The 20,585-nt window shown below is 45.2% G+C and carries 20 protein-coding genes; 1 reads left to right on the top strand and 19 read right to left on the bottom strand.

What is annotated here, in order from left to right; genetic code table 11:
- Positions 1-169 precede the first annotated feature (169 nt).
- The 17 genes from G4407_RS06315 to G4407_RS06230 all read right to left on the bottom strand — a co-directional run bounded on the left by G4407_RS06315 (position 170) and on the right by G4407_RS06230 (position 18,398).
- Entirely contained in the window at positions 170-2,770 is a 2,601-nt protein-coding gene (locus G4407_RS06315) for a C40 family peptidase (RefSeq protein WP_243259108.1), read from the bottom strand.
- A gap of 530 nt (positions 2,771-3,300) precedes the next feature.
- Entirely contained in the window at positions 3,301-4,026 is a 726-nt protein-coding gene (locus G4407_RS06305; protein WP_420314997.1) for an RpnC/YadD family protein, read from the bottom strand.
- 100 nt (positions 4,027-4,126) lie between these two features.
- A complete protein-coding gene (locus G4407_RS06300; protein WP_173688183.1) occupies positions 4,127-4,426 on the bottom strand; it encodes a hypothetical protein in 300 nt (99 codons plus the stop codon).
- Between the two features lie 228 nt (positions 4,427-4,654).
- Complete coding sequence (hisIE, locus tag G4407_RS06295; RefSeq protein WP_173688182.1) at positions 4,655-5,938, bottom strand: bifunctional phosphoribosyl-AMP cyclohydrolase/phosphoribosyl-ATP diphosphatase HisIE; 1,284 nt, start codon at positions 5,936-5,938, stop codon at positions 4,655-4,657.
- A gap of 22 nt (positions 5,939-5,960) precedes the next feature.
- Positions 5,961-6,551, bottom strand: coding sequence for an imidazoleglycerol-phosphate dehydratase HisB (hisB, locus tag G4407_RS06290; RefSeq protein ID WP_022220612.1), 591 nt, complete (start codon positions 6,549-6,551; stop codon positions 5,961-5,963).
- Between the two features lie 3 nt (positions 6,552-6,554).
- A complete protein-coding gene (gene hisD / locus G4407_RS06285; protein ID WP_173688181.1) occupies positions 6,555-7,853 on the bottom strand; it encodes a histidinol dehydrogenase in 1,299 nt (432 codons plus the stop codon).
- 5 nt (positions 7,854-7,858) lie between these two features.
- Positions 7,859-8,515: an ATP phosphoribosyltransferase gene (hisG, locus tag G4407_RS06280; protein ID WP_173688180.1), complete on the bottom strand. Its 657-nt coding sequence runs from the start codon at positions 8,513-8,515 to the stop codon at positions 7,859-7,861.
- 10 nt (positions 8,516-8,525) lie between these two features.
- Complete coding sequence (gene hisZ / locus G4407_RS06275) at positions 8,526-9,764, bottom strand: ATP phosphoribosyltransferase regulatory subunit (protein WP_173688179.1); 1,239 nt, start codon at positions 9,762-9,764, stop codon at positions 8,526-8,528.
- Positions 9,765-9,910: 146 nt separating this feature from the next.
- A complete protein-coding gene (locus G4407_RS06270; protein WP_173688178.1) occupies positions 9,911-10,450 on the bottom strand; it encodes a Holliday junction resolvase RecU in 540 nt (179 codons plus the stop codon).
- Positions 10,423-11,448 carry an RluA family pseudouridine synthase gene (locus G4407_RS06265; protein WP_173688177.1) on the bottom strand — a complete coding sequence of 342 codons (1,026 nt, stop codon included), beginning with the start codon at positions 11,446-11,448 and terminating at the stop codon, positions 10,423-10,425. The genes G4407_RS06270 and G4407_RS06265 overlap by 28 nt, the downstream gene beginning before the upstream one ends.
- A 21-nt stretch (positions 11,449-11,469) precedes the next feature.
- Entirely contained in the window at positions 11,470-12,045 is a 576-nt protein-coding gene (locus tag G4407_RS06260; protein WP_008370567.1) for a hypothetical protein, read from the bottom strand.
- 12 nt (positions 12,046-12,057) lie between these two features.
- The gene (locus G4407_RS06255; protein ID WP_173688176.1) at positions 12,058-12,837 is read right to left on the bottom strand and encodes an SDR family NAD(P)-dependent oxidoreductase; all 780 of its coding nucleotides are present in this window, start codon (positions 12,835-12,837) and stop codon (positions 12,058-12,060) included.
- A 24-nt stretch (positions 12,838-12,861) separates the two neighbouring features.
- On the bottom strand, positions 12,862-14,793 hold the full coding sequence (locus tag G4407_RS06250) for a YgiQ family radical SAM protein (RefSeq protein ID WP_173688175.1): 1,932 nt from the start codon (positions 14,791-14,793) through the stop codon (positions 12,862-12,864).
- Positions 14,793-15,461, bottom strand: coding sequence for an HAD family hydrolase (locus tag G4407_RS06245; protein ID WP_173688174.1), 669 nt, complete (start codon positions 15,459-15,461; stop codon positions 14,793-14,795). The genes G4407_RS06250 and G4407_RS06245 overlap by 1 nt, the downstream gene beginning before the upstream one ends.
- Complete coding sequence (locus tag G4407_RS06240; protein WP_173688173.1) at positions 15,455-16,159, bottom strand: pseudouridine synthase; 705 nt, start codon at positions 16,157-16,159, stop codon at positions 15,455-15,457. The genes G4407_RS06245 and G4407_RS06240 overlap by 7 nt, the downstream gene beginning before the upstream one ends.
- Entirely contained in the window at positions 16,156-17,541 is a 1,386-nt protein-coding gene (locus G4407_RS06235; protein WP_173688200.1) for an RsmF rRNA methyltransferase first C-terminal domain-containing protein, read from the bottom strand. Before G4407_RS06235 ends, G4407_RS06240 begins: the two co-directional genes overlap by 4 nt.
- A 38-nt stretch (positions 17,542-17,579) precedes the next feature.
- On the bottom strand, positions 17,580-18,398 hold the full coding sequence (locus G4407_RS06230) for a M23 family metallopeptidase (RefSeq protein WP_179963112.1): 819 nt from the start codon (positions 18,396-18,398) through the stop codon (positions 17,580-17,582).
- Between the two features lie 119 nt (positions 18,399-18,517).
- Between G4407_RS06230 and G4407_RS06225 the strand changes: the two genes are divergently transcribed.
- A complete protein-coding gene (locus G4407_RS06225; protein WP_173688172.1) occupies positions 18,518-19,456 on the top strand; it encodes a nucleoside recognition domain-containing protein in 939 nt (312 codons plus the stop codon).
- A 5-nt stretch (positions 19,457-19,461) separates the two neighbouring features.
- On the opposite strand, the gene G4407_RS06220 is transcribed toward G4407_RS06225, so the two are convergent.
- Complete coding sequence (locus G4407_RS06220) at positions 19,462-20,073, bottom strand: ATP synthase subunit B family protein (RefSeq protein WP_173688171.1); 612 nt, start codon at positions 20,071-20,073, stop codon at positions 19,462-19,464.
- Entirely contained in the window at positions 20,070-20,582 is a 513-nt protein-coding gene (gene coaD / locus G4407_RS06215) for a pantetheine-phosphate adenylyltransferase (protein WP_173688170.1), read from the bottom strand. The genes G4407_RS06220 and coaD overlap by 4 nt, the downstream gene beginning before the upstream one ends.
- Positions 20,583-20,585: the final 3 nt, after the last annotated feature.

Below are 20,585 nucleotides of genomic sequence, written 5' to 3'. Positions count from 1 at the left end.
TGCGAGTGCGCATCTCCGGCACGCAGTGCCTTTTATTTCATAGGAAGTTCCTTCGAAATTTCCTATGAAACAAAAAGAAAATGCCCTGACATATTTTACGTCAGGACATTTCCCTGTTTTTATGGCTTTAGATAAACTCCGGAAGAACAAATTATCCTTCGCTTAATTTTTATTTAACCAGATAAACTTCTGCATTCGTCACGCCAAGAGCAAGTGCTTCTTCATGGCTGTTTACATAGACATCAATGTGGTTTTTCTTGATCGCACCACCACAGTCTTCAGCAGTAAATACATGTCCGCCGATGATGACTTTTGTTCCGTAAGGGATCACACTCGGATCCACCGCAATGGTCTGTCCTTCAATGACCGGAGTTCCGGTTGCTGTGATCCCGTCTGCTTTGTTACAGCAGATTTCACATGCACAGTAATAGGTAATCGTAAAATTGCCAAGATCTGCGCCGTACATCTCTTCTGTCGCATTGACTGTTCCGATTCCGCCACCTGCGACAGTATAATGATCGTCCAGAATCCGGGTTGCCCATACTGCATCTTTGTTATAAACAGTTCCGTAAATGATTCCTGCATCTTCATTTGCAGCTTCGATCGTCTTTCCATCTCCGGCATACATCACAACATGATATACATAACCGTTCTTTGCATAGAAGATCAGGTCTCCCGGCTGTGCGTCTTCTACTGGAATCTTGGTTCCATACTGGCTCTGATCCTCGGCAACACGCGGAAGATCATATCCGTAAGCCTTGTAGATCTGCTGTACAAATCCGGAACAGTCTGCCCCGTTTGTCAGACTGGTTCCGCCCCACACATAAGGATTACCGACAAACTGGGATGCATATTCAATCATTGACTGGCGAATCTCACCACTCGGCGTTCCTTCTTTTGCAGAAGTCAGCGTATAATAAAGAGCCTGATTATCTTCCGGATCCATGTTTTCATCTGCTACCGAATAGGCATCAGCTCCTCTTGTTTTCACCTGTGCTTTGGTTTCAGCATCTGATTTCAAATACTTCTTTTCCGCAAAACCTCTGACATCTCCGGATTCTACATAAACCCAGTCTGAATCTTCATCTGCAAGAATGTAGCAGAGTTCTCCTGCTGTCATTGTTCCGACAACTCTGGAATCCGCATTCTTCTCTTCCTGAATATCCAGGATCCCTCTTTTATCGGTATCTACCTGATCGCTTACCAGTGCCGGTTCTTTATCTGCAACCGTCTGGTTCACCGTCGCACGGAGATAGGTATATGCCTGATTATCTTTTGCATCTACCAGTGCCTGTGCCGTCTTTGCGGTTCCTTCGATTCCGGTATAGTCTTTGTTCTCTTTGGATGCTTTAAACCTTGCCTGTGTCTGATAGACATCCAGAAGTTCCTGCGCCGCATCTTCCATATAAACTTCAGACGCCTTTACAAATCCTCTGACATTACCGGATTCCACATACAGCCAGCCATTGTCCTCTTCTTTCAAAATATAAAGAAGCCCGTCCTGCGAAATCGTTCCGACCGAGCGGACCTTTTCTTCCATCTGCTGTGCTGCCAGATCAGCAGTCACTTTTGCAGCCTGTTCTTCTTTCTGCTTCTGCAGATCCTTCTCAGCCTGTCTTGCTGCTTCGGCTCTTTTTCCAGCTTTCAGATTGGTCTGATTCGGTGCCTCTGTCTTTAATTTCGCTGATGAAAAAATGTTGAGTCCGTTCAGTTTGATCTGCGTAGATTTCTTTATGCTTTTTGCCGTTTTTGTACGTTTCACTTTTTTCGTGTTGTATTTTTGATTCTCTATATCGAATCCGGCTTTCAGCTCTTTTGCATCTTTTTTTGCCGCTTCAAGCTCTGCTTCTTTGGCTTCTTCGGAAGTATCTGCCCTGCCATCTGCATCTTCCGGAATTTCCTCCCGTATATTGATCGCTGTTCTGGCAAATGCATATTTTCTTGCCACAGTCCAGAAACGGAAATCCTCTACCATCTCCGGCTGCTTCACGATCTGCTGACGGCTGATTAGTTCTGAATTACTGACTGCAGTTTTTGATTCGGTCTGACCGGCTGCTTCTTCTGCTTTGCTGATCTCCTGTGTATGGTCGATCTCACTTCCCGGAATCGGATCGGTCTTCGTATCTTTCCTGTCATCGGAAGTATCTGCCTTATCGGTATCCGGTGTCTGAACCGGATCAGTGGAATCGGATTTGCCGGAATCCGGGCTATCCGGACTTTCCGGTTTGTCTGTATCTCCCGGTACATCCGGTGTCTCTGGATTTTCCGGAGTATCTGGTTTTTCTGGAGTCCCTGGATTTTCCGGAGTGTCTGGTTTTTCTGGTGTCTCTGGATTTTCCGGAGTATCCGGTTTTTCTGGAGCCTCTGGAGTGTCTGGATTTTCCGGGGTTCCCGGTGTCTCTGGATTTTCTTCATTTCCAGGGTTGTCCGGCATGGCTGGTGTCTCCGGAACATCCGGTGTCTCTGCCAGGCGTTCGCCTGTCTCCGGATCCACTTTCTGACCAGTCGAGGTATCTTCCAGATAGCCGGTTTCATCATTCAGCCTGACTGCTCCGCTTTCCATCATTCCCCGTACATAATCAGATACACTCACAAATACTTCCGATCCATCTGTCTTTTTTGCCTGCACTGTATTCTCTGCTACAACGGCCGTTTCTCCATCATCGGCAAATACCGCCATTGGCGAACCAAGAGCCATTCCAAATGCCAGAAGACTTGCCAGTGTCTTTGTCCCGATCCTTTTTGCTACAAATTTGTTCCTAAACTTCAATAATTGATCCTCCTCTCGTAAATAGACTATAAGTTGTAAGTTAATTTTTGAAGTTACAAAAAGTCTTCATTGCATTAACAATTACATTAATAAAACACAATAAACATTAAATTTCTATGTTTCATATGTTTTTGATCTAATTATTTTTAATTATATCACAAATTTAACCATATGTGGTGAATTTTTTACCAGAAATATACAATTTCTACATTTATGGTTCCTGTTCATATTACTTTGTCAATATGTTAACTTGTCATGATCTGGATGATCGTCTTATCCGTTTCACGCATTCCCTTCTTTGCATGCTCTCCGATATTGCGGATTGTATTTTCTAAACCTTTTTCTATGAGTCTGTCTTCGCCTTAGAACTGCTTTCCATTTTTCTGCATCTGAAGTCCCAGAAGCCCTGCTTCTAGCTTTGCTGGACACACGGCATAAAAAAAGATAAGCTCTGTTTCAAACTTACCTTTACATCTGTATAAATAACGAAAGGCTCCCACGGGAGCCTTTCGGACTATAGATTCCTGCATTTAATGGCTAGCATTCTTTTTGATGTTTTCAATGATTTCTTCAACGACTGGAATTTCTGTCTCTAACTCATCTGCTATCACGTCTGGGGTTTTGTTTTTGGCTAATTTCTTTTCTATTTGCTCGGTAAGTGTTTTTAATCTGCCTTCTTCAATTCCAGCAATTCTGCCAGCGATCTTTCCTTTTTCAATCCCAGATTCTACCAATTCTTCCAATGCTCTACACATATTAAACTGACCTCCTCCTATTTCCATTTCTGCCGCGTAATTTATCAATTGCTGTGATTCTGTAATCGCTCCGATCACAATTCCAAGCTCACTTGTTATTTCCTTGCTCTTGTAGATACTTGTAATTTTGCCATATTTTTTCTGATAAATCAACCGGCTTAGCTCAAATATTGTCTGGACATCTTTATTTTTGAAATGCAATCCTTCGCTGTCCTTCAACTGTATTAGGTTCATCTTATAATCCGGCACAAGATGTTCCATGTAATCCGGAAGTTCCAACATTTCTTTCAGGCTGACTGCTCCATCCCATTCTTTTTCTCCATAGTAGATACAAAGTGTAATTACTGGGTGCAGTTTTTGTTCCCCGTCAAACAAAACCGCATTGAACAAATCCGCAAAACGGGCGTTGTCTTTCCAGAAATTTTTCAGAACCGCATCCGCTTTTGCTACATTTCTTACTGACATACCTTTTTTCCTCCTTCGTTTTTCTGTGTTTAGTATATAAGTATAAGTTCTGATTTGTTTGAAAACAATCTCGAAGGATCTCGTTTTTTGGGGAATTTCTTCGTCAAGTCATTTATTCTTGTTTTCCTATCTCCTCTTACCAGTTCCCACCCATAATATCCGGCTGATACTCAATCTGTGACACGATCTGCGAGGGCGTATATTTCCAGATCTTCTCCCCTGTATAATCTGCCGCCACAAACATCCCAAAGATTAGAAAACTGATAAACATCCGCGCAAAGAAACTGCTTCCGCCATTTCCTTCTGAAGAATGTTCTCCATATAATCCCCTGTATACATGCTGATATCTTGGATGCACCGCCGGGATGCTGCCTTTTCCCCACTTTTGACGTGACATCCTAAGCAACTCCTCGCGGCGTTCCTGTGATTCGTTCATTCCAATCTCTCCCTTCTATGATAGAACGTCCAATTACAATAAATATGCCTCGACACATTCTACGCCGAACGCAGTCGCTTGCGACATTCTTCTTCTTTGCGCGAGTGCGCATCTTTGGCAGGTAGTTCCTTTCATTTACCAGAAAGTTCTTTCCCAATTTCTGACAAACAAAAAGGACATATACCTCTACCTCAGTATATGTCCCACATCTTTTCACATATGCTATTTTTACCGTTTTGCCATCTCTTCCATGATGTCATCCCAGGTGATCCCGCGTTCTGCCATCAGCACCATCATATGATACAGGAAATCACACATTTCATATTTGACTTCTTCCTGGTTCGGATTCTTCGCCGCAATGATGATCTCGGCAGCCTCTTCTCCAACCTTCTTCAGAATTTTGTCAATACCTTTTTCAAACAGATAGTTCGTGTAAGAGCCTTCCTTTGGATGCTCTTTGCGGTCCATGATCGTATGATACACGCTCTCAAACACTTGCTGCGTATTGATTTCTTCATATTGATCCCCTACGATTGGCTGGAAGAAGCAAGTCGGATTGCCGGTATGACATGCCGCTCCTACCTGATCGACTTTTGCAAGCAGGGTATCTTTGTCACAGTCGATGGTCAGGGATTTGACATACTGAAAATGTCCGGATGTCTCGCCTTTTGTCCAGAGACTCTGTCTGCTCCGGCTGAAATAAGTCATCCGTCCGGTTTTCACCGTTTTTTCAAATGCTTCCTGATTCATGTATGCCACCATCAGCACTTCGGACGTCTTATAATGCTGTGTGACAACCGGAAGCAGTCCGTCGGAATTCAATTTAAATTCGGAAAAATCCATCAGACTCTCAAAGGAAGTCATACGGATCCCTTTCTGGCTGCACTCTTCTTTGAAATCAGCACAATTGATTTCTCTCTGACTCACATACATTCCGGAAAGACCTTTCACGCCCGGGCATTCCAGGATTTTAAAAAGCTCTTCCTTTTCCAGAGTATCCGTCACAACCACACATGGAATATCCGTAATATTTACAACGGAATTCAGATCCAGACGGTGCATAAATACGATCTGGCTGCTGTAAGTCTGGATCAGATGCTGCTGCTTAAATAATGCATCAAAGTCATTCAGTGACACCGCGATTTTCTCTTTTCCAAACCGCTTTGCCACCTCTTCGATCAGTTTCTGTGAATCCGGTTTTGAAAAATTCAGCATGGCACGCTTTGCACCGGTGTAGAGGATTTTCTTCACATCCTCCTGCCGCTTTACATTTCCTCCGGCAACCATCGGGATCCGGATCACGCGATTGATCTTTTTCATCAGTTCAATGGACTCTTCATGATCCTGATCCGTGCTTGACAGGTCAAATACCAGAAGTTCATCCGCCCCGTTATCGCGGTACTCTTTTGCCAGCGCGATCACATCTTCAGATACAACTGTCGGGTCATCAAACCATTTTACCGCCTTCCCTCCAAGGATAAAAATGCAGGGAATCAATCTTTTATAACTCATACGAGAAACTCCTTTTATCTTTTTACAGACTGCCTTTTGTAGACCACACTTCTTTCATCCGTGGTTCTTCGGATACAGCCATATCAAGCGCTTTTCCAAATGCTTTAAATAACGCTTCTGCCATATGATGATTGTTGCCGCCATCCAAGACTTTCAGGTGCAGGTTCATCGCACCGCTATAGGAAACAGCATAGAAAAATTCTTTTACCATCTCCGTATCCAGTTCTCCTAATTTGTCACAGGTAAATGTAGCGTCAAAATTCAGATATGGTCTTCCGGAAAGGTCGATTGCCGAAAGCACCAGCACCTCATCCATTGGAAGCATAAAATGTCCATACCGCTTGATTCCTTTTTTATCTCCCAGTGCTTTTGCAATGGTCTGCCCCAGCACGATTCCGGTATCCTCGATCGTGTGGTGGCTGTCTACCTCCAGATCTCCGGTAACTTTGACAGTCAGATCAAAAAGTCCATGTCTTGCAAAACCGGAAAGCATATGGTCAAAGAAACCGATGCCGGTAGAAATGTCGGTCTTTCCCGTTCCGTCCAGATTCAGTGTCATCTCGATCTGTGTCTCTTTTGTAACACGACTGCAGGATGCAACTCTGCTCTCCATCTTTTAGTCCTCCTCTTCAAAACGTACATGCATCGAATTGGCATGTGCGGTCAGCTGTTCCGCTTTTGCAAAGCTTTCGATATCCTTATGTACCTTCTGCAGTGCTTCTCTTGAATAAGAGATGATGCTGGATTTTTTGATGAAATCGTCTACAGAAAGTGGTGAGAAGAATTTAGCGGTTCCGTTGGTCGGAAGGATATGGTTTGGTCCGGCGAAATAATCGCCCAGCGGCTCGCTTGCATATTCTCCGATAAAGATGGCACCTGCATTGCGAATCTTTGTCATCACTTCAAACGGATTCTTTGTCTGGATCTCCAGATGCTCGGATGCGATCTCATTTGCCACGTCGATCACATCTTCCATAGTATCTGCAAGCAGGATATATCCGTAATTATCCAGAGATTTGGAAATGATATCTGCTCTTGAAAGTTCTTTTAAGAAACCATCTACCTGATCGGATACCTCATGTGCCAGCTTTTCACTTGTCGTAACAAGAATTGCGGAAGCAAGCTCATCATGCTCTGCCTGGGAAAGCAGGTCTGCCGCAACATATCTCGGATTGGCTGTCTCATCTGCCACAACCAGGATTTCACTTGGCCCTGCAATGGAATCAATGCTGACATGACCGTAAACTGCTTTCTTCGCAAGTGCTACATAGATATTTCCAGGTCCTACGATCTTATCGACTTTTGGGATACTCTCTGTTCCGTAAGCAAGAGCTGCAATTGCCTGTGCACCACCGACCTTATAGATCTTATCCACACCGGCTTCTTTGGCTGCAACCAGTGTGTTCGGACTTACTTTTCCATTTTTTCCAGGAGGCGTTACCATAATGATCTCATCCACACCGGCAACCTTTGCCGGCATCACATTCATCAGTACCGAAGACGGATAAACTGCCTTTCCACCCGGCACATACACACCGACTCTGTGAAGCGGAGTGATCTTCTGCCCAAGAATGGTTCCGTCCGGTTTACTGTCAAACCAGCTGTTCTGACGCTGTTTTGCATGATAACTTTCGATATTGTCTTTTGCTTTGCGGATGACTGTAAGAAGTGTATCATCAACCTGCGCATATGCTTCTTCAATTTCTGCTTCTGTGACTTCTATCGTATCGGCAGTAAGCTCTGCCCCGTCAAATTTGGCAGTGTATGCAAAAACTGCCGCATCTTTTTCTTCTTTTACTTTATCTAAGATTTCTTTTACGCTTGCCTCATACTGTCCGTAATTGTTCGGACTTCTTTTCAGCAGATCTTCCAGCAGATTTTTCTTTGTATCGCTGTTCAGCTTTTGTATTCTCATGTGCATTAAGCCTCCCTTTTTAATATACTTCTGAGTTTATAAAGAAGTTCCTTGATCCGGTCATTTTCCAGACGCATGCTGACCGGGTTTACGATCATACGCGCTGATAACGGGCAAACCTCATCGAGAACTACAAGTCCGTTCTCCTTCAAGGTGGATCCGGTTTCCACGATATCCACGATCACCTCTGAAAGACCAATGATCGGTGCAAGTTCAATCGAACCGTTCAATTTGATAATCTCTACCGTCTGGTGTCTGGTATTATAAAAATAATCCTTTGCAATATTCGGATATTTTGTCGCCACGCGGATAAGTTCGTGATTCTCCAGATATTTTTTCGCATCTGCCGGTCCGCATACGCACATCCTGCATTTACCAAAACCAAGATCCAGTACCTCATGTACCTTCTTTCCAGCTTCCAGGATCGTATCTTTTCCGACCACGCCGATGTCAGCCGCACCATATTCTACATAGGTCGGTACATCCGGTCCCTTCGATAAGAAAAATTTGAGTTTTAATTCTTCATTTACAAAAATCAGCTTTCTGGAATCTTTATCTTTCATTTCCTCACAGGTGATCCCCAGTTCTTCCAGAAGCTCCAGTGTCTGTTTTGCGAGCCGCCCCTTACAGAGCGCAAATGTCAAATATCTTGTGTCTTTCATCGTCTCACCCCTACTCTACTATTTTCTCTTCGCCGGTCATCAGGTTCACCATCTGCACATCTCCTTTGCTGCGAAGATACAGCATGCTTCCTGCAAGACTGCGTTTTCCATAATCCACATAGAATTCCAGCGACTTATCCGATGCTTTCTGAAGGATCTGGGTATTCTTGTCCTTCCCTCTGAATTCCATGGCAAGCTGGATCGCATCCTTCAACCGTTCTTTATCATATAAGATCAGGGTACTCTTCTCGCCACTTGAGATCTGGATCCTCTGGCGGGAAAGCGCGCTCATCAGTTCATCTACTACGATTGCAAAACCGATCGCCGGCTCTGCTTTTCCAAACTTTTCAACCAGATGGTCATAACGTCCGCCTTTTACAATGGCATCCCCGGTTCCAAAAGTATATCCCCGGAAGATAATACCGGTATAATATCCGTAAATTCCGCTCATGCTCAGATCAAACGTAATGTACTGCTCCATTTTGTAGACAGATAAGATCGCGTAGATTTTTTCGAGACGACGGATTGCTTTCAGCGCTTTTTTGCTTGGCGCTACCTTTTTCGCCTCTTCCAAGATCTCCACACCGCCGACCATCTCGGAAAGTGCGGAAAATGCTTTTCTTGACACCGGTTTTGCATCGGCCTCTTCTAATAGTTCGTCTGCGCCGAAAAAGTTCCGGTTATTGATCAGCTCACGCAGACGTTCTTCTGTCTCATCATCAATCTCGGATTCCTCGATCAGGCTCTGGAAAAAGTCTACATTTCCTACGCTGATCTGAAATTCTTCCAGTCCGGCATTCTTCAGACAGTCAATGACAAGTGCCAGCATCTCCGCATCAGCGTCTGCCGCATCCAGTCCGATCATCTCCGCACCCATCTGGGTACTTTCCTTTAATCGTCCCTGATAACTGGAATGATTGATAAATGTGTTCCCCACATAGCAAAGCCTTGCCGGGAACTCATCATCCTTAAATAAAGTTGCCGACGCACGCGCGATCTGCGGAGTGATATCCGGTCTTAACACCAGTGTGTTGCCGTCTCTGTCGAAAAATTTATATAATTCCCTTGAAGGAATGGTTCCGATCTCTTTTCTGAATACATCAAAATATTCATACATAGGAGTCTGGATATCATGATATCCATACAAATGCAGAGTCTTATGAAGTCGGTTCTGAAGTGCCAGCTTTTTGGCGCATTCTTCATGATAAATGTCTCGGACCCCTTCGGGTGTATGTAATAACTGCTCCATAGATTGTAACTCCTCTTTTTGTTTATTTGCCACTTTAGTATGCTACCATATTAAAACGTGACCTTGTTGTATTATACGAACTTTGGCGCGGCTTGTCAAGCCTGCATACTCAGAAGTTCTATCCTGTTAATCTCTTTCCCTGCTTCTTATCTCTCTTCCCGCTGCTCCAGATCCTTCTGGAGCAACTCCAGATACGGAACGAACACGCCCTGCCTTAGCTGCATAAAATATTCCTTATCCAATTCTTCAAAGCGTACGCTTTTCCGTCCGCCCTGCTTCATCCGATCCCAGAACACTTCTATTTCTTCAAAACGCATGTAATAAAGCAGGTTTTTTGTACTGTAATAGATAAGAAAAAAGGAAATTCCATCCTGTTTTTCAAAATCCCGCATAAAATTCATCTGGTGTTCATGGATATTGTGCAGTGGAAAGGTATCCATACTGCACTCTTTTGCGTCAAAACATACGGGAATTCCCTGTACTGCTCCAATATAATCGACCGTACTGCGCTGGTCAAAATAAGCCAGCGTGATCTGACGGTGATCTTTGTCCATTCGCACCGGAGTGATCGGTGTCGGGATTTTCTGAATGAGTGCCAGTCCCTGCCGCTGATAGCGTTCATTCGTCCGGTTAATAAAATCCTCCAGGGTTGAACCTCTTAGCCCTCTTGAATTCCAGGTTCCCATTCTAATCCTTCTCCTTTTATGATGGTTGTAAATCCTTCCGGAAGAGGTGCGGTAAGCTCCTTTTCCGATACCTTTGCAAGCGCATCCTCTCTTTTCGGAAACTGCATTTTCCACGCATGTAAAAGCTGATACTTTAACGCATATTTTTTCCGGAAAATAGAATTGACCTTTGGATTACCATACTTGGTATCCCCGATGATCGGATGACCGGTCGAAGACAGATGTGCACGGATCTGATGGGTCCGTCCCGTGATCAGATGCACCTTCAGAATCGTCTGCTGACCATTATCCGCAAGCGGAATATATTCTGTGGCGATCGGCTTTGCCTCGCCTTTTGCTTCTTTCAGAATTTTCACCTGATTTGTCGTCTCATTTTTCAGAAGATATCCTTCAATCTTCTGACGGTCTTTTATTACACCATCCACGATCGTGAGATAATATTTTTTCACGGTCCTGTCTCTTAAAATCTCGCTGAGCTGCTGCAATCCCGCAAGGCTTTTTCCTGCGGTAACCAGACCACTGGTATTCCGGTCCAGGCGGTTACAGACCGATGGACGGAAAGTAGCAAGCTCAGCTGGTTTCAGATCGTCTTTTTCCAGCAGATAAGCGATCATATATTCATTCAGGGAAAGGTCAGACGGTGCTGCTTTCTGGGAAAGCATGCCTGATGGTTTGTTCAGGATCAGAATATCCGAATCCTCATAGATTACCGACAGCCGGATGCTGCTTCCCATTGCCCGTGCAAGATCTGCCGGAAGCTTCTTTTCTGCTCCCGGTGCCCCTGCGAATTTCTGCCAGGTATCATCTGAGAGAAATACTTCAACCTGATCTCCTTTTATCAGTTTTTCATTTCCCTGCGCTTTTTTCCCGTTTAACTTGATGTTCTTTTTCCGCAGCATCTTGTAAACAAAGCTCATCGGCGCTTTACTTAAATATTTCCCAAGAAGCTTGTCCAGACGCTGTCCTGCTTCATTTGCCGAAACGGTTATTTTCTGCATGCTTTTAATTCCTCCTGCCTTTTACAGTGAAATGTCCAGAAGGAGTCCTTTGATCATCTCTTCGTGTTTTCTGGTATCCTGCTGCTCTACAGAAGCAATGTTGTTCATTCCCTCGGCGCGAGTCAGAAATGCTTTGTAATCATGGAAAAGCTTGACCACCACCTTGTCGAACTGGTTCTGCTTCATAATGGATTTGATATGCTTTGCGGCATAGTCCACATCCACTTTTTTCACCGGCACATAGCCACAGATCGTATTGTTGTAAATTGCAACAGCTGCTACCGGCATTGCCTTTTTCTCACTGGTGATCACAAGATCGTATGCAACGGTAAGTTCTTCGGTGACAGCCGAGATTTCAAGCTCAGTTGCCTCATCGATGGAATCATGCGGCATGACCATGATCAGATTGACCAGGATCCGGCTTGCCGGAAGACATCCGAGTACCGCTACCACAGTGAGCAGATTGAGCTTTGTCTTTGTTGTCACATAACCGGCGATCACCAGTGCGGCAACCAGTCCAAAAGAGACAACAGCTTCCAGTATCAATAATCGTTTTCTTCTGCGCAGATAACCTGCATCTCCTTTTTGTATCTTCATCTTGTCTTTCGCTTACTCCTTCGTTATTTTCTCCATCACTGACATGGCTTTTAAGATCATTCCGTGCGGAAGTACTTTGGCAGCAGCTTCTGCTCCTTTCATTGCCGTGCCATATACAGAAACTTCTTTTTTGTATTTGGCATCAATGAGCGCCTGCTTTACAACCTGTACCGGATCTGCCATCACAGCCTCTTTCATGCCACCGGGCAGCTTCCCTGACACTTCAAAAAACGGAGTATCCACAGGTCCCGGGCAGACCGCTGTGACGAAGATTCCTTTTTCCTTCAGTTCAGCTGCAAGACTCCTTGAAAAGCTCAGTACATACGACTTTGTCGCTGCATAAACTGCAAATTTTGCCTGCGGGCAAAAAGCTGCTGCGCTTGCCAGGTTGATGATCCTGGTCCCTTTATGCATCCAGGGCAGACAGGTACAGGTCATCTCGGTCAGTCCCCGGCAGTTCAGGTCGATCATGCGGAGCTGAAGCTTCTTATCTTCCTTTGCAATCTCCTCTACTGTCCCGGTCTTTCCGAATCCTGCCGCATTGACCAGCATACGGATATCAGGATTCTGATTCTCCAGCCGGTTTTTCACCTGCTTGTATACCAGATCCTCTTCCATGTCGCCTGCAAAGATCCGGATATAGGTCTTGTGGCTTTTCTTGATCTCTTCCAGCTTCTTTTCACTGCGGGCGATCACCCAGATTTCATCCAGTTCCCTGTAAAAACGTTCAATCTGTCTGACAAATTCTTTTCCCATGCCGGAGGATGCCCCGGTAACAATCGCAATCTTCATAAGCGGTTCTCCTTTCTCCTGTGACTACTTCCGTTTGTGTACATTACGGATGGATTTCTTTTTCTGCGGTCTTGACGAGGACTCACCTCTGCCATTTCCTGTTCCGCCATGGTTTCTTCCGCTGTATCCATTCTTCTCCTGCATTTTTTCCGAATGCAGCTTTCTCGGACGGATCAGACATTTTTCATCGAATCCTACCAGATCCATACGGTCTGCGATTCGCAGTGCCTCCATGACCAGATCATAATTCTTCGGATTCCGGTACTGGATCAGTGCTCTCTGCATCGCTTTTTCATGCGGATTCTTCGGCACATACACCGGCTTCATCGTCCGCGGATCTACACCGGTATAATACATACAAGTGGAAATCGTAGACGGTGTCGGGTAGAAATCCTGTACCTGCTCCGGCATATAACCAAGATCCCGCAAGTATTCGGCAAGCTTTACCGCTTCTTTCATAGTAGAACCCGGATGGGACGACATCAGATACGGAACCAGATACTGTTTAAGTCCTAACCTTTTATTGATCTCTTCGTATTTGTGGGTAAAACGTTCATAAACTGCATTTTCCGGCTTGCCCATCATCTGCAGAACCGGATCTGCTACATGCTCCGGTGCAACTTTCAACTGACCGCTGACATGATACTGACACAATTCTTTGAAAAACGTGTCATCCGGATCCGCCAGCAGATAGTCAAAACGGATACCGGAACGGATGAATACTTTTTTGACTCCCGGTATCTTTCTGAGATCCCGGAGAATGCTTAAGTATTCTTTATGATCTGCGATCATATTTTTACACGGCTTTGGAAAAAGGCACTGTTTGTTCGTACATGCCCCGTATTTTAACTGTTTCTTACATGCCGGTGCACGGAAGTTCGCGGTCGGTCCGCCCACATCATGAATATATCCTTTGAATTCCGGATCCTCCGGAAATGTCTTTGCTTCAGCGATCAGTGATTCCTTACTTCGTGTCTGAATGATCCTTCCCTGATGGAATGTCAGTGCACAAAAACTGCAGCCTCCAAAACATCCCCTATTGCTGATAAGACTGAATTTGATCTCCCGAATCGCCGGCACTCCACCTGTCGCCTCATAAGATGGATGGTAGGTCCGCATGTAAGGAAGTGCGTAGACATCATCCATCTCCTGCTGGGTCAGCGGTTTTGCCGGAGGGTTCTGTACCACATACAGATGATCCGAATAGGGCTCAACCAGCCTCTTTCCGGAAAATGGATCTGTGTTGCAGTACTGTCTGTAAAAGCTTTTGGCGTACAGAAGCTTATCTTTTTTCATCTCTTCATACGGTTCCAGAATCTCTGCATCATACACACTGTCCAGATTCTTGACCTTGCATACCGTTCCGTCGATATAGGTAATGTCCTTGATATCCAGTCCGGCATCCAATGCCTCTGCAATCTCAATGATCGAGCGTTCGCCCATTCCATAAGAAACCAGGTCTGCACCCGAATCCAGAAGAATGGAACGCTTAAGCTGGTTGGACCAGTAATCGTAATGTGCAAGTCTTCTAAGACTCGCCTCGATACCACCCAGAATGATTGGTGTCTTCTTATATGTCTGACGGATCAGATTGCCGTACACAACTGCTGCATAATCCGGTCTCTTTCCCATCACTCCGCCCGGTGTATAAGAGTCCTGCTGCCGTCTTTTCTTTGATACAGAATAATGGTTGACCATGGAATCCATATTTCCCGCCGACACCATAAATCCAAGCCGCGGCTCTCCAAATTCTGTAATACTTTCTTTATCCTTCCAGTCAGGCTGTGCAATGATCCCCACGCGGAAGCCATGTGCCTCTAAAAGGCGGGTGATGATCGCATGTCCAAAAGACGGGTGGTCTACATAGGCATCTCCGCTTACATAGACAAAGTCTACATGGTCCCACCCCCGCTCTTCCATCTCTTTCCTGCTGATCGGTAAAAATCCATGATTCATTATAATACCTCGTATGTCTGATTGGTAATGTCTTCATAGCTGTGAATAAAATAATCGGCAAACTCCCGCTTTTTCGCATCCTGTGGGCGTGAAAACCAGTCGTCTACCGCGCACACACGCATTCCTGCATTTTTCCCGGCAAGGATTCCCATCGGAACATCTTCAAATACCAGACAGGCGGAAGGCTCTGCACCGAGCTGCTCGGCTGCCTTCAGATAAACATCCGGTGCCGGTTTTCCTTTATTCACTTCGCAGCTTGTACAGATTGTACTGAAAAGATTGGTGATCTGCCTTGCCTTTAAAAATTCTTCCACCAGCTTCCGGTCATTGCTGGTTGCGATTCCTGTCCGGATGCCTTTCTCTTTCAGCATCTCCAGAAATGCCTTTACCCCTGGTTTCAGCGTGACCTCTTTTGTATATTTATCCACAGACATATCATACCATTCTTTTTTGATCTCCTCCACCGTATGCGGAAGCTCCGGAAAAATCTTCAAAAAGTACTGCGCTGTCTCGGTATAGCTCATCCCTTCCATTGCCTCATGAAAATCTTCCGGTGGATTCAGATGATATTTTCTGATATAATCTTCATCTATCGCTGTCCACACCCACATGGAATCTACCAGGGTCCCATCCAGATCAAAAATGACAGCTTTGGTATCCTCTAACATAATTTTCTTATCTCCTCTTCGGTCAGTGACCGGTATTCTCCTTTTGCAAGTGTCTTATCCAGTATAAGACTTCCCATAGAAAGCCGCTTCAGATAGACTACCTCTTTTCCGACTGCGTGAAACATCCGCTTCACCTGATGGAAACGTCCTTCCGTGATCGTAAGCTCGATTTCCGACTCTTCCCCACTTTTCAGGATCCGGAGATCCGCGCTTTTAGCCGGCGTATCGTCTCCGATATCCACTCCGTCTGCAAATGCTTTCACATCAGATTCGTCTACCTTTCCCTGTATTTTCGCATAATATATCTTATCCACATGCTTTTTCGGAGAAAGCAGGCGGTGTGCCAGTTCTCCGTCATTGGTGATCAGAAGAAGTCCTTCCGTGTCCTTATCCAGACGTCCTACCGGGAACAGATCATTTCTTTTTTTATCTGCAATCAGATCCAGAACTGTCTTGTCACGGTCATCTTTTGTTGCGGAAATGACACCTGCCGGTTTATGGAGCATATAATACTCTTTTTTAGCGTATCCAATCTGTTTTCCGTCAAGACTTACTTTCTGTGTGGTCTCATCGATTTTAAGTTCCGGTTTTTTCACCGCCTCTCCATCAACCATGACACGTCCGCTGCGGATCAGCTTTTTGATTTCACTTCTGGTTCCCTGCCCCATCTCGGCAAGATATTTGTCTATGCGCATCATGCGGACTGATTCCTCCATCCAGGCAGATATTTGTTCTTCAAAGTTCCGTTCGTGACTTTTCCCCATCCAAGCGGGAAACCGTCTGTGCAGACCAGATGCCAGCCTTTTGCCTTAGCCGGAACCAGATCCTCCACATCGATTGTCTCACCTTTCAGATAACGCATCAGTCGGTCATCATCAGAAGACAGGTTCAATGTATGCGCGTACTCTTCCATTTTCAGGTTCATCGCCAGTGCCTGGCTCGGCTCAAAACGCTTTTTCTTCAGTTCGCCAAGGAGCAGTCCGCTTCTTAAAAATCTTGCGCCTTTCAGTTCCGGAAGATTCTCCGGCATATAGTACACACGCTCTCCATGGATATCCAGTCTCCACGATTTCAGCTCCCACTTGACATCACGGAAGAATTCTTCCAGCTCTGCCGGGATCTTCTTTGCTTTCTGCTCTGCGACCGGGGAAGATAGGCAGATTGCATCCGCACTCTTTTTCAGCAGTGCGAGGTAATGTCCCTCCCCTTTCATATGATGTGGAAAAATACGGACAGTCTTAGCAAAATCCGGATCCTTTGACTTGGTTACTTCCGGCATGCCCGGTGCAAATCCTTCATATCCTGCAATTTCCTGAATCTCGAATTCCGGATATTCACCGAGCAGATATTCGATCGTTCCCTCATTCTCCAGTGGATCAAACGTACAGGTTGAATACAGCATCATGCCACCCGGCTTTAACATTCTCGCCGCCTGGGTGATAATGCTTCTCTGCAGCTTCGAGAAAAATTCAGGTCCATGTTCTTCCCAGGCACGTACCATCTTCTTATCCTTACGGAACATCCCTTCCCCCGAACACGGCGCATCGATCAGGATCTTGTCAAAATAACCGCTGAAATAGCGTTCCAGTCGTCCGGGTTCTTCACTCATGACCAGCATATTGCCGATCCCGAAAACTTCCAGATTCTTTAAGAGTCCTCTTGCTCTGGAGCTGCTGATATCATTTGCTACCAGAACACCTTCGTTCTGAAGCTTCGCCCCAAGCTCGGTTGCCTTTCCCCCAGGTGCGGCACAAACATCCAGTACCCGGTCCCCCGGTTCTACCGGAAGACGGTTCGCCGGTGTCATCGCACTCGGCTCCTGCAGGTAGTAAAGTCCTGCAAAATAATACGGATGCTTCGCAGGAGATATCTTTTCTCCGTCATAGTAAAAACCGTTGTCGATCCACGGGATCGGTGTGATCTCAAACGGACAGATCTTCACAAAATCCTCCACAGAAATCTTCTCTGTATTCACACGAAGTCCGTAATATCTCGGCTCATCATAACATTTTATATAATCCTCAAATTCATCTCCGAGGAGTGCCTTCATCTTCTCTTCAAATTCATTTGGTAAATTTATCATTCTTTCGTCCTCCATATCATTTAAGTATAGCATAGTTAGAAAGAACAGGAAAGTTTTTTCTCCCCGGCAAGTCTTAAAATCCAATAGGGATTGTAGCTGGTTTCTTCGCCATCCGGATACAGATAAATCCCCAGATGCAGATGCGTGGCAAACATCCCTTTCGTCCCCTCCGGACCATATCCGGTATTTCCCATAAATCCAATGATATCCCCTGCCTTCACCTCGTCCCCTTCCTGATAACTTCCATAAGAGTCCAGATGTGCATAATAGAAATATGCACCGGACGGTGCGGTAATCCCGATCCGGTATCCTCCCTTTTCCAGCCAGCCTTTTGCCGATACTACCCCATCCGTCATACTCACAACCGGATAGAGCCCGGGGATATCTTTCGATGCCATCAGATCACAGCCTTCATGTCCCCTTTTTCCTCCGTAGGTGCGCTCTCCCATCCAGCTGTCCACAAAAGATACCTGATACTGTGGATGTTTCGGTGATTCCGGAACAGGAAAATAGCGGATATCATTCCAAAGAGCTGTACAGATCTTTTCAAAAGTTTTCCACTCTTCTTTTTCCGACCATTTTTCAAACAACTCTTTTTCGTTATCCTGTGAAAACAGGCTGTTTTCCAGAAAATAAATGGCATAAAGTCTTCCTCTTTTTTCATGATATGTCTTCGCAAGAACCTGGAAAAACGCCTCCTCCATCCCAAGCTTTCTGAATTCTTCTGTACTTCCTGTTTTCAGGTTCAATCGGCTTTTTTTAGCTTTCTCGTTAAGCTGTATGCTTGCTGCCACACAAAAAATCAGCAATAAAAAAAGGAGCAGAAGCAATCTGCGTTCCAGTCTTTTTTTCAAGATTTCTCCATTTTTCTTTTATTCTATTCGCACTGAATCTCTTCTATGCACATGTGCCCCGGTATATCTGTCTGTGTTTTTTCATAAACTGTTGCAAAAGAATACGGCAGGTATACACGATGAAAACCAAAAAGCTGTCGGTGTTTTTTCTGATCGGACTTTTCCTTCTGATGCTTTTTTCCCCGGAAACCGTTGCCACAGGTGCCGCAAACGGACTGCTGCTCTGGTACCGGCAGGTGCTTCCGGTGCTCTTTCCTTTTCTTCTTATAACCGGTCTTATGATCCGCACAGGTAGCATTTCCCTGATCAATCAGATCCTTTCTCCGATTCTGAAGCCTTTTCTTGGCATTTCCGAAAATGCTTCTTTTTCGGTAGTCTGTGGATTTCTCTGTGGCTTTCCGGTAGGGGCAAAATCCTGCTCTGACCTGACTGATAAGGGAGAAATTTCTTCTGCTGAAGGAGAATATCTTCTCTCTTTCTGTAACAATGTCAGTCCTGCGTTTCTGACCGGGTATGTGGCAGTAAAAAGTCTCAAGCAGCCTGAAATGACGCAGATCTGTCTGCTTTTTCCTATCCTTTCCGCACTGTGCTGTTCCTTTTTGTTCCGCAGATGGTATCTGCCGCAGAAACCTTTTGCGACTGCAGGAGAACAGGCTGATTCCAGGCAATCTCTTCCTTTTTCCAGGGCTCTTGACGAAAGTATTCTGTCAGCATGTGATTCCATCACGAAAATCGGCGGATATATGATCGTTTTCTCAGTGCTCCTTTCTTTTATGGCAAAACTTTCCTTTCAAAATTTCTTCTGGAAGTTGTTGCTTCTTCCCGGAGTGGAACTGACCGGAGGAATCCGCATGCTCTGTCAACTGGACCTTACTTCTGAACTGCGGTTTCTTCTCGTCATGGCGCACTGTTCTTTCGGAGGAGTCTGCGCGCTTTTCCAGACCAAATGCATGATCCGGTCCCAGAACTGGTCTTTTTCTCGCTATATAACAGAAAAGCTGATTACCGCAATGGTAACCAGCCTGTTCGCTTTTTGCTATCTGAAATTGTTCGGATAAAGAACTTATTCCATCTGTCCCTGTTCTGTCTGTCCGGCTTCTCCGCCGAATTCTGCTTCCAGTCCGCGTGATGACTTATCCGGAACTTCCAGTTCTGCACGGTTGTTACGGACAACATCATAACATTCCTGAAGGGATGTTACCAGACTGTCATACTTGCTTGTGTAACTGTTCAGTGTATGACCGATGATGCTTTCGGCATTGGCAAGAAGGTCATCTGTATACTGCACTGCCCCGATACGGATATCGTTGGCATCATTGGTTGCATTATCCAGGATCTGCTGTGCCTGATCTGTTGCTGCCATAACGATCTCGTTTGCCTGTGCGTATGCCTGCTGCATGATCTCATGCTCGCTTACCAGTTCGCTTGTCTGTGCATGTGCTTCTTCAATCATGCTCTCTGCTTTCTGCTGTGCATCTGCAAGGATTGCATCCTTGTTCGCGATGATCTTCTGATAACGCTTGATCTCATCCGGAGTCTTCATACGAAGTTCACGGAGAAGTTCGTCGATCTGGTCTTTATTCACGATAATCTTTGTAGTTGATAATGGCTGAAACTTACAGCTGTCAATATACTCTTCAATTTCTTCAATAATCTGCTCAATACGGCTGCTCATAATTTTACACTCTCCTTCTTGTCACAGACCTGCTGTGACATCTTTTCTTTTATACTTTTGGCGACAGTCTCCGGCACGAACTGGGAAATATCCCCTCCGAAAGCTGCGACTTCTCTTACGATTGTAGAGCTAAGGTAAGAATACTTGAGATTGGTTGTAAGGAACATGGTTTCTACTTCCGGCTCAAGCTTATGATTCGTCTGTGACATCTGGATCTCATACTCAAAATCTGTGATCGCACGCAGTCCGCGAATCACTAGACGCGCCTTCTGCTGTCTTGCGAATTCCACAAGCAGCCCGTCGAAAGGTACTACTTTCACGTTGCCGAGATCTTTTGTCACTTCCTCTAACATTTTAACACGTTCTTCTACAGAAAACAACGGGGTTTTTGCTTTATTCATCAATACTCCGATTATAAGTTCGTCTACAATTTTGCTGCTCCGGGTAATAATATCCAGATGTCCGAAAGTTACCGGGTCAAAGCTTCCCGGATAAATCGCTCTTATCATGAG

The organism is Allocoprococcus comes, from assembly GCF_013300725.1.
GTDB classification, from domain to species: domain Bacteria; phylum Bacillota; class Clostridia; order Lachnospirales; family Lachnospiraceae; genus Allocoprococcus; species Allocoprococcus comes_A.
This window is presented reverse-complemented; position numbering and strand designations above follow the sequence as displayed.